Origin of the sequence: Hymenobacter sp. (genome assembly GCF_035709525.1) — a bacterium.
Lineage (GTDB): Bacteria > Bacteroidota > Bacteroidia > Cytophagales > Hymenobacteraceae > Hymenobacter.
In genome coordinates this window covers 1-9528 of record NZ_DASTEP010000154.1, presented here as the reverse complement: position 1 = coordinate 9528, position 9528 = coordinate 1, and the positions used below count along the sequence as shown (strand labels likewise).

At 61.0% G+C, this 9528-nt stretch carries 8 protein-coding genes; 4 read left to right on the top strand and 4 right to left on the bottom strand.

The annotated features are described in order from the left end of the window. Positions 1 to 31: 31 nt before the first annotated feature. Positions 32 to 433: a DUF4783 domain-containing protein gene (locus VFO93_RS13175; RefSeq protein WP_325134841.1), complete on the bottom strand. Its 402-nt coding sequence runs from the start codon at positions 431 to 433 to the stop codon at positions 32 to 34. Positions 434 to 583: 150 nt separating this feature from the next. Between VFO93_RS13175 and gpmI the strand changes: the two genes are divergently transcribed. The 3 genes from gpmI (at position 584) to tnpA (ending at position 3548) form a co-directional block, all read left to right on the top strand. After that, positions 584 to 2119 carry a 2,3-bisphosphoglycerate-independent phosphoglycerate mutase gene (gpmI, locus tag VFO93_RS13170; RefSeq protein WP_325134840.1) on the top strand — a complete coding sequence of 512 codons (1536 nt, stop codon included), beginning with the start codon at positions 584 to 586 and terminating at the stop codon, positions 2117 to 2119. Between the two features lie 123 nt (positions 2120 to 2242). Continuing rightward, positions 2243 to 2800, top strand: a complete 558-nt coding sequence (locus tag VFO93_RS13165) for a hypothetical protein (RefSeq protein WP_325134839.1) — start codon at positions 2243 to 2245, stop codon at positions 2798 to 2800. A gap of 289 nt (positions 2801 to 3089) precedes the next feature. Then, entirely contained in the window at positions 3090 to 3548 is a 459-nt protein-coding gene (gene tnpA / locus VFO93_RS13160) for an IS200/IS605 family transposase (protein WP_325134838.1), read from the top strand. A gap of 12 nt (positions 3549 to 3560) precedes the next feature. Here tnpA and VFO93_RS13155 read toward each other — a convergent pair whose 3' ends face one another. The 3 genes from VFO93_RS13155 to prfA all read right to left on the bottom strand — a co-directional run bounded on the left by VFO93_RS13155 (position 3561) and on the right by prfA (position 6805). Further along, positions 3561 to 3983, bottom strand: a complete 423-nt coding sequence (locus VFO93_RS13155) for a secondary thiamine-phosphate synthase enzyme YjbQ (RefSeq protein WP_325134837.1) — start codon at positions 3981 to 3983, stop codon at positions 3561 to 3563. Positions 3984 to 4067: 84 nt separating this feature from the next. Next, a complete protein-coding gene (locus VFO93_RS13150) occupies positions 4068 to 5618 on the bottom strand; it encodes a hypothetical protein (protein ID WP_325134836.1) in 1551 nt (516 codons plus the stop codon). 116 nt (positions 5619 to 5734) lie between these two features. After that, complete coding sequence (gene prfA, locus VFO93_RS13145; protein ID WP_325134835.1) at positions 5735 to 6805, bottom strand: peptide chain release factor 1; 1071 nt, start codon at positions 6803 to 6805, stop codon at positions 5735 to 5737. Between the two features lie 159 nt (positions 6806 to 6964). Between prfA and thrA the strand changes: the two genes are divergently transcribed. Continuing rightward, positions 6965 to 9415, top strand: a complete 2451-nt coding sequence (gene thrA, locus VFO93_RS13140) for a bifunctional aspartate kinase/homoserine dehydrogenase I (protein WP_325134834.1) — start codon at positions 6965 to 6967, stop codon at positions 9413 to 9415. Positions 9416 to 9528: the final 113 nt, after the last annotated feature.

The following is a 9528-nucleotide window of genomic DNA, read 5'->3' as shown; positions in this document are numbered from 1 at the left end:
GTGCCCCGCTGGGGCTAGTCGGCAACTTGGGCTACTTGGTAAAATCTATCTTATCAATCTGCGGCGCACCACGGTTGGCCTTGAGCTTGATAAACACCTGGTACGTGCCCGTGCGGCCCGTATAGCGGCCGGCAGCGTAGGGAATACCATCCGGGCTAGCGCCCTGGTGCACGATTTCGAACTTGCCGGGGCCGTTTTTGGCGAAGAAGTTTTTCAGCACCAGCTCGGTTTGAGTGGCGTTCATGTTCTGGCTGTCGCCATCGAAGCCGACTTCTACCGACGGGGCCAGGTACTGGGCCAGGTCGTGCGCCGAGCTGTTGGCCAGCGCCGAGCGCACCCCGCTGAGTTGGTCGCCGCTCTGCGCCTGCGCGCTACCTGCGGCTGCGAAAAGCAGCCATCCACACACGAATAAGTTAGTAACTAATGATTTCATAAAGTAAGCCTTGGCCTTGGGGTCAAACGCTCGTGGCAGGCTAAAAGCCAAAACTATGCCAGCAAGCGCATTTCTGTAGCATTTCTGAATGGTAAACGGGGCCTCCTACGCAGTGCGGGGGTATAAGGGTGCCCGGCGTACTTTTGCGGCATGAACAAGCAGGTACTATTAGTTATTTTAGACGGGTGGGGCATCGCCCCGAACACTAGTGCCTCGGCCGTTGACGCAGCCCAGACGCCCTATTATCATTCGCTGCTTCAGCGCTTTCCGCACAGCACCTTGCAGGCCTCGGGCGAGGCCGTGGGCTTGCCCGAGGGCCAGATGGGCAACTCGGAGGTGGGCCACATGAACATCGGGGCCGGCCGCGTGGTGTACCAGGAGCTGGTTCGCATCGGCAAAACTATTCAGGAGCGCAAGCTGGGCCAGATTCAGGTGCTGAAAGACGCGCTGGACTACGCTCGTGAGAATAACAAGCCGTTTCACCTCATCGGCCTGCTCTCCGATGGCGGCGTGCATTCGCACATCGAGCACGTGAAGGCGCTCTGCACCATCGCCCACGAGGCGGGCGTGCATAAGACGTTCGTCCACGCCTTCACCGATGGCCGCGATACCGACCCCAAGGGCGGCGTGCACTACGTGAACGACCTGGAGCAGCACGCCGAGCGCACGGGGGCCAAAATCGCCTCCATCGTGGGCCGCTACTACGCCATGGACCGCGACCAGCGCTGGGAGCGCGTGAAGGTAGCCTACGACCTGCTGGTAAACGGCGTAGGCACGCCCTCGCAAAACCTGATTCAAAGCATTCAGGAACAGTACAAAGAGGGCGTAACCGACGAGTTCCTGAAGCCCATCGTGAAAACCGGGGCCGACGGGCAGCCGCTCACTACCATCAAGGAGGGCGACGTGGTGCTGTGCTTCAACTTCCGCACCGACCGGGGCCGCGAAATCACGGAGGCGCTCACGCAGCAGGATTTCAACGCCTACCAGATGCACCGCCTCAACCTGCGCTACCTCACCATGACGACGTATGACGCTACTTTCCAGGGAATTAGCGCCATTTTTGAGAAGGACAACCTGAATAATACATTAGGCGAAACGCTGGCCGCGCACGGCAAAACCCAGATTCGGATGGCCGAGACGGAGAAGTATCCGCACGTGACGTTCTTCTTCTCGGGTGGCCGCGAAAAGGAGTTTGAGGGCGAAAAGCGCATCCTGCGCAACTCGCCCAAAGTGGCGACCTACGACCTCGCCCCCGAAATGAGCGCCTACGAGCTGCGCGACGCGCTGGTGCCCGAGCTGCAAAACCGCACCGCCGATTTCGTGGTCGTCAACTTCGCCAACCCCGACATGGTGGGCCACACCGGCGTATTTGAGGCCGTGATAAAGGCCGTCGAAACCACCGACCGCTGCGCTCACGACGTGGTAGAAACGGCCCTGGCCGCCGGCTACGCCTGCATCGTGATTGCCGACCACGGCAACGCCGAGTACATGCGCAACGAGGACGGCTCGCCCAACACCGCGCACACCACCAACCTGGTGCCGTGCATCCTGGCGGCCGATGGCTACATCGGCGGCCTGGCCAATGGCAAGCTCGGCGACATCGCCCCCACCGTATTGCAACTGATGGGCGTGCCCCAGCCCGCCGAAATGACGGGCGAAAGCCTGCTGCGCCCGGCCCAGGGCTGAACAAAAAGCCGTTAGTTTTCTTTTCTCGCAGTGTCCCGCAGTGTTGAAGCGCAGTGTTTCGCAGTGCGGGACACGCTTGTTATAATGAGTTGTAGAGCTGGTATTTTCTTGGTTTTCGGAGCGTTGCTAACGCTCAGCAGCTGCGACAAGGGCGCGCAGGCGCCCGACCCGGCCGCCCCCGGCGCGGCGCGCCCAGCCGGCCCCTACTTCGACGTGCGCGGCCTGCTCGATGGTCAAATCCGGCAGCTCACGGCCCACCACCCCGGCGCGATTAAGGAAGTGAGCCTGCGCGGCAGCGCGCCCGAAACCGTGCGCGTGCCCGAGGTGAAATGGGCCGACGAGCTCCAGATTTTTTACCAGGCCGACATCAACAAGGCGGCCCTGCGCGGGGCCTACCGCCTCGACTCGGCCGCCGAGGCCGGCGGGGCCGTGCGCCGCACCTACACCGCCCGGCCCGGCCACCCCAACGTGTCGGTCACGCGCCTCTCGGTGCTGAGCGCGGGCGGGCAGCCGCAGGAGCTGGAAGCCACCCTGAAGCAGGATAACACGCTGTTTTCGGGCCAGAAGCAGCTGCGCCTGACACTGCAAAACGGGCAGCTGCATGCCTACAGCGTGCGGGGCTCGCAAAAGCTGGTGTTGTTTGATACGCTGCGGTTTAGCACGCGCGTTCGGGTGGAGTAGCTTTGGGTTTTGGGCAGCTTGCGGTTTAAGATGCTTGCTTCTCTTACTTGCATTGCTGTTAGCTGGCCCAAGTGGCGAAATAGCCCCAGCGGGGCGACCCGTCGGTAGTATACAGTTCTTCTTGGAATAAAGCCCCGTAGGGGCGACCCATTCGATAAGTTGGGTCGCCCCTACGGGGCTTTAGAATACTTGGGTTAATGTTTTTCTACCGACGGGTCGCCCCGCTGGGGCTACTTTGCATTCGTTAGCTTGCCGATACCTTCGGCTCAGCAATCCTTAATTTCTTATCGTGGCCAATACTTACACTCAAATTCACCTGCACGTTGTATTTGCGGTACAGGGGCGGCACGCGGCCATTCCGGAGGCACACGCCGAGCGGCTGTACCGCTATATCACGGGTATCATCACCGAGCGCGGCCAAAAACTACTGGCTATTAATGGGATGCCCAACCATCTGCATTTACTTATCGGCCTGCGACCCGATATGGCGCTGGCTGAACTGATGCGCGAGGTGAAAGCCAGCTCTTCCAAATTCATCAATGAGCAGCGTTGGGTGGCAGGTAAGTTTGCCTGGCAAGCGGGATATGGTGCGTTTTCGTATAGCACTTCGCAATTGCCCGATGTTATCCGGTACATAGAGGGGCAACAGGCCCACCATCGCAAGCAAACCTTTCAGGAAGAATACCAGTCCATCCTGGACAGATTCGGAATTGACTATGACCCCAGGTATATCTTTAGTGCAGACTAGCACCTAGATATCCTACTCCCCCACTAGCGTGGCCACCACCCAGCGGCGGCCGCCGTGGCGGCGGTGCTCGCCCAGGCACAGGCCCTGCCAGGTGCCCAGCAGCAGGCGGCCCTCGGCGATGGGCACAGTCACGGAGGTGCCCAGCATGGCGGCTTTGAGGTGGGCCGTCATGTCGTCGGGGCCTTCGAGGGTGTGCTGGAAGTAGGGCGCGTTGTCGGGCGCAAGGCGGCGGAAATACTCCTGAAAATCGCGCCGCACGGTGGGGTCGGCATTCTCGGTGATGAACAGGCTGGCCGAGGTGTGCTGAATAAAGAAATTAGCCGTGCCCACGCGCATGGTTTCCAGCTCGGGTAGCTCGCTCAGCAGCAGGTCGGTGATGAGGTGGAAGCCTTCGGCCACGGCTGGCAGGCGCAGGCGTTTTTGGATGTAGCGCATTATGGCGACTAATGACTAGCGATAATGGGTAATGACTAATGACTGTCGCTAAGCCATTAGTCGTCACTCATTAGTCACTAGTCATTATTTAGTGGTTTGGTAGGCGCCGAGGTCGGGGCGGGCAGACGGGCGCTGCACGTTCAGCAGGTCGCGGTCGAGGAAAGGCAGTATCTGCTGCGCGCCTCGGCTGAGGCCCGGCGAGTTGGGGCCGAGGTGGTAGTCGTTGCGGGTAGTAGCGTAGATTCTGACGAACTTGGGGTCAGTGTTCACTACATTATTGAGGCTGGCTTTGGCCAGGCCAGGCTTGGTAGCCACGTCGGTAGTAGCGCTGTAGAGCTTGGTACGCAGCAGCGTGTTGCGAATATCGACAGGGCCATTCTGGTACTCCTTGTAATTAGCCAGCACCAATTCATCATCAATCGCGCCCCATACTACGCTGTTGTATAGCTTCACAGTCAAAGCACTACGCTTGGCAGTATCGGCCGATGACACGTTGGTAAAGTACAGAGAGGGCGTACTGCGCACGGCTCCGGTGGCAGCGTAGTTGGCTATAGTGCAGTAGTTAAAGGCATAATCGCCCCCGTAGCCCAGCACCGCCAATTCGTAGCAATCGCTAAAAAGGGTGTTTTCTACTGTGGCTTTGCCGCCCAGGCTTAGCACAGCCGCGCCCGGCAGCCCAAGGCTGCTGGCCACGCCAGCAAATGTGGTACTAGCGCCTGACACATAGCGCACCACCGAGTTTTGAATAGTAACATCGGGACGTGGCTGGGCGTCTAGCTGATTGAGTAGCAATACACCAAACGCCGCATTCTGAATCACCGCGTAGCGGATGAGATTATTTCGGCTGGTGCTCCTCAGCCAAATGCCCTGCCACTGGCCGGGCGCGGTAGCATACTGCGCTTCACCGCTCCGGTCACCCGCAAAGCGCACAATGTTCGTGTTACCCGCTTTTACAGTGTCAGTAGCGCCAGTGCCGGGGTTGTAATCGGCAGGGCTGTTTACCACCAGCGTGCCATCTACTAACAGCCGCGCTCCTGCATGGGCGTAGATGCGTGTGCCCGGCTTGATGGTGAGGGTAATGCCTGCCGGCACCAACACGGTATTATAGAGTACGTGGGGGCGGTCCTTATCCCATACAACATTGCGCGTAAACTGCACGTTGTCATATAAATAAATATTCTGCCCAAAAGAGCGCAAAAGCACGCGCTGGTCTTGCCCGTTGGTGCGAAAATTCAGCTTTTCTTCCAGCACGTAGCCTTTGGCCGCGCCATTCTGGCCGTTGTCAGGCAGCTTGGCGCGCACCAGGATGAGCAGGCTGTCCTCACCCCGAATGAATAGGTTGCTAGCCGTTTGCTTGAGGTCGCCGTTGATAATAAGCGTGTAGGGCGACGCGGCCGGCTGGTCGAGCGCTACGAGGTCTACGTTCACGCCCTTGGGGTTACGGTTGTACACCCACAGCCGCTTGGTCACGGTGCGCAGGGTCGTGAAAACCGTGTCGAACTTCACCGTATCGGCCGAAAATTCCAGTGCGCCCGAGGTTTGTAGCTCTTCATCGCGCGGCTTGCAGCCGGGCAAGGTGAGGCTACCAAGAGCGCTGAGCAGAACGAGGACGGGGAGGAGTAGCTTTTTCAACATCAGACTGGTAACGCTAAAAATTGCCTGTCATTGCGAGCGCCGCGCAGTAATCGCACCTGTTTAGCCGTGCCGCCCAGGTGCGATTGCTGCGCGGCGCTCGCAATGACAGGTATTATCTATTCCGCGCCTACCTTCAGACGCTCGGCGCTTTCCACCAGGCGCAGCTGCTCCACGAAGTCGTCGATGTTGCCGTCCATCACGCTGGGCAGGTTGTAGACGGTATAGCCGATGCGGTGGTCGGTGACGCGGCCCTGCGGGTAGTTGTAGGTGCGGATTTTATCGGAGCGGTCGCCGCCGCCAATCATGCCCTTGCGGATGGCGCCTTCGGCCTCGTTTTTCTTGGCTAGCTCGATTTCGAAGATGCGTGAGCGCAGCACTTGCAGCGCCTTGTCAAAGTTTTTGAGCTGCGATTTCTGGTCCTGGCACTGGGCCACGATGCCCGTCGGGATGTGCGTGAGGCGCACGGCCGAGTAGGTCGTGTTTACCGACTGCCCGCCGGGACCGCTCGACATGAACAAGTCCTTGCGTATATCATTCATGTTCAGCTCAATATCGAATTCTTCAGCCTCCGGCATTACCACGATGGAAGCTACCGAAGTGTGGATGCGGCCCTGGGTTTCGGTGGCTGGCACGCGCTGCACGCGGTGCACGCCCGATTCGAATTTGAGCTTGCCGTACACGTCCTCGCCCCGCACGGCCACCACTATTTCCTTGTAGCCGCCAGCGGTGCCGTCCATGGCGTCCACGAGCTCCATTTTCCAGCCCTGCTTTTCGGCAAAGCGCATGTACATGCGCTGCAAGTCGCCGGCGAAGAGCGAGGCCTCGTCGCCGCCCGCCCCGGCCCGGATTTCCATGATAACGTCCTTGGAATCGTTGGGGTCTTTCGGAATCAATAATTCTTTGATGAGCACTTCCATGCGGTCGGCCTCGGGCAGCAGCTCGTCGAGCTCGGCCTTGGCCATCTCGCGGAAGTCTTCGTCCTTTTCGGTCGCCACTACCTGGCGGGCACCTTCTATATTACTGAGCACCTGCTGGTAAGCCCGATACGCAGTCACGATTTTGCCCAGGTCTTTAAATTCTTTATTCAGGCTTTTGAAGCGCTTCATGTCGCCCATCACCTCGGGCTGCATCAGCTCGTCGTTCACGTTGTCGTAGCGCTCGCGGATGGCTTCGAGTTTATCCAGCATTTTGTGGTCGGAAAAAATAGTCAGTAGTTTGCAAAGATACGGACTGGTAACAACGTCCTTTGCGGTCGGCGTTCCAGGCCAGTTCTTTACGTTCGCCCCGCCTTGCGCGGGGTTTCATTGGCCCGGCCCTTTGTAGCCCGCCGGGCATTTCGAAAGCTTATGCAAGTTTTGAAGTTTGGAGGCACTTCGGTGGCCTCGGCCGAGAACATCGGCAAGGTAATCGCCATCGTGACGCGCGCGCTGGCCCACGGACCAGTGGTGCTGGTCGTATCGGCCCTCGGCGGCACTACCGATGCGCTCATTAGCACCGGCCGCGCCGCCGCCGCGGGCGACGAAAGCTTTCGCCAGGCCCTGCGCCAGCTCGAAGCCCGCCACCTCACCGCCGCCGAGCACCTGCTGCCGAGCGCCGAGGCCCAAACCGAAATTCAGCCCTGGCTCACCGCCCAGTTTACCGAGCTGGCCCTGCTGGCCGACGGCATTTTTGCCCTCGGCGAACTCTCGCCCCGCACCCTCGACCGCCTCATGAGCTACGGCGAACTATTGAGCAGCCGCCTAGTAGTAGCCGCCTTGCAGGCGCGGGGCATCGCCACCGCCTGGGCCGATAGCCGGCAGCTCATTGGTACCAACTCAAACTTTGGTATGGCTCAGGTCGTGGAAGACATGACTAAGCAGCAAGTTCTCGATTTCAAGAATTCTACTAGCGAGCAACTTTGGGTAGCTCCCGGCTTTATCGCCGCCGATGTCGAAGGCCACACGACCACGCTGGGCCGCGGCGGCTCCGACTACACGGCCGCCATCCTGGCCGCCGCGCTGGGCGCGGAGAAGCTCGAAATCTGGACCGACGTGAGCGGCATGCTCACCGCCGACCCGCGCCTGGTGCGGGCGGCGCAGCCCATTGCGTGCATCAGCTACGAGGAGGCGATGGAGCTGTCGCACTTCGGGGCCAAGGTGCTGTACGCGCCCACGGTGCAGCCGGTGCGGCAGCGCGGCATCCCGATGTGGATTAAAAACACCTTTGCGCCCGCCGACTACGGCACGCTGGTGGAGGTGGCCCCGCCGCCCAGCCCCGGCGTAGTCAAGGGCTTGTCGAGTATCGGCAGCCTAGCCCTGCTCAACCTCGAAGGCGGCGGCATGGTAGGCGTGCCGGGCTTCGCAGCGCGGCTGTTTGCGGCGCTGGCGCGGGCGCGCATCAACGTGGTGCTCATCACGCAAAGCTCCAGCGAGCACAGCATTTGCGTGGGTGTGAATGAAAGCGACGTAGCCGCCGCCCAAGCCATTGTGGACGAAGAGTTTGCGGCCGAAATAACTACCGGCCGCCTCGACCCGCTGCGGCCCGAAACCGGCCTGGCGATAGTGGCCTTGGTGGGCGACAACATGCGCAACCACCCCGGCATCAGCGGGCGCTTATTCAGCGCGCTGGGGCACAATGGGGTCAATATCCGGGCCATCGCGCAGGGCGCGAGCGAGCGCAACATCTCGACCGTTATCCGGGCGGCCGACGTGCGCAAAGCCATCAACGTGCTGCACGAGGAGTTTTTTGAGGCGACCTACAAGCAGGTCAATATCTTCCTCTTAGGCCCCGGCAACGTGGGCGGCAAGCTGCTGGCGCAAGTGGCCCAGCAGCAGCCCTACCTGCGCGACAAGCTCGGCCTCGACCTGCGGGTAGTAGCCATCGCCAACAGCCGCCACTGCCTCGTGAGCGACGAGGGCGGCCTCGACCTCACTACCTGGCCCGAGGCGCTGGAAACCGCGCCCGCGCTATCGCTACCCGAGCTTACCGAGGTCATTATCAGCAAGAACCTGCGCAACTCCATCTTCGTGGACGTGACCGCCAACCCGGCCGCCGCCGACCAGTACGCTCCGCTGCTGGCCAAAAGCGTGGCCGTGGTGGCGTGCAACAAGGTGGCCGCGTCGAGCGAGTACGCCAGCTACCGGCAACTCAAGCAGCTGGCCCAAGATTTCAACACCAAGTTTCTCTTCGAAACCAACGTGGGCGCGGGCCTGCCCGTCATCGGCACGCTGGGCGACCTCACGCGCAGCGGCGACGTGGTGCGCCGGATGCAGGCAGTGCTGTCGGGCACGCTCAACTTCGTGTTCAATCACTACGACGGCACCCGCCCCTTTGCCGAGGTGGTGCGCCAGGCCCAGCACGAAGGCTACACCGAGCCCGACCCGCGCCTCGACCTCAACGGCTCGGACGTGGCCCGCAAAATCCTCATCCTGGCCCGCGAAGCCGGCCAGCCGCTGGAAATGAGCGACGTAGCCAACGAAAGCTTCCTGCCCGCCTCCTGCCTCGAAGGCGACGTAGAAGCGTTTTACGAGCAACTAGCCGTGCACGAGCCGCACTTCCGCGCCCTCTACGACGCAGCCGCCAGCCAGGGCAAGCGCCTCAAGTTCGTGGCCCAGTACGCCGAGGGCCAAGCCTCAGTGGGCTTGCAGCAAATCGCGCCCGGCCACGACCTCTACGAGTTGCGCGGCAAAGACAACGTGGTGCTTTTCTACACCGACCGCTACCCCGAGCAGCCGCTGGTGGTAAAGGGCGCGGGCGCGGGCGCCGAGGTCACGGCGAGCGGCGTGTTTGCGGACATTATTCGGGCCGCGCGGCTGTAAGCGCCTCCCCCCCCGGCCCCCTCTCCGAAAAGGAGAGGGGGAGCCAGACGACTATTTACGTTCTATCTACCAGCGTCCACCTGCGGTCGGCTCCCCCTCTCCTTTTCGGAGAG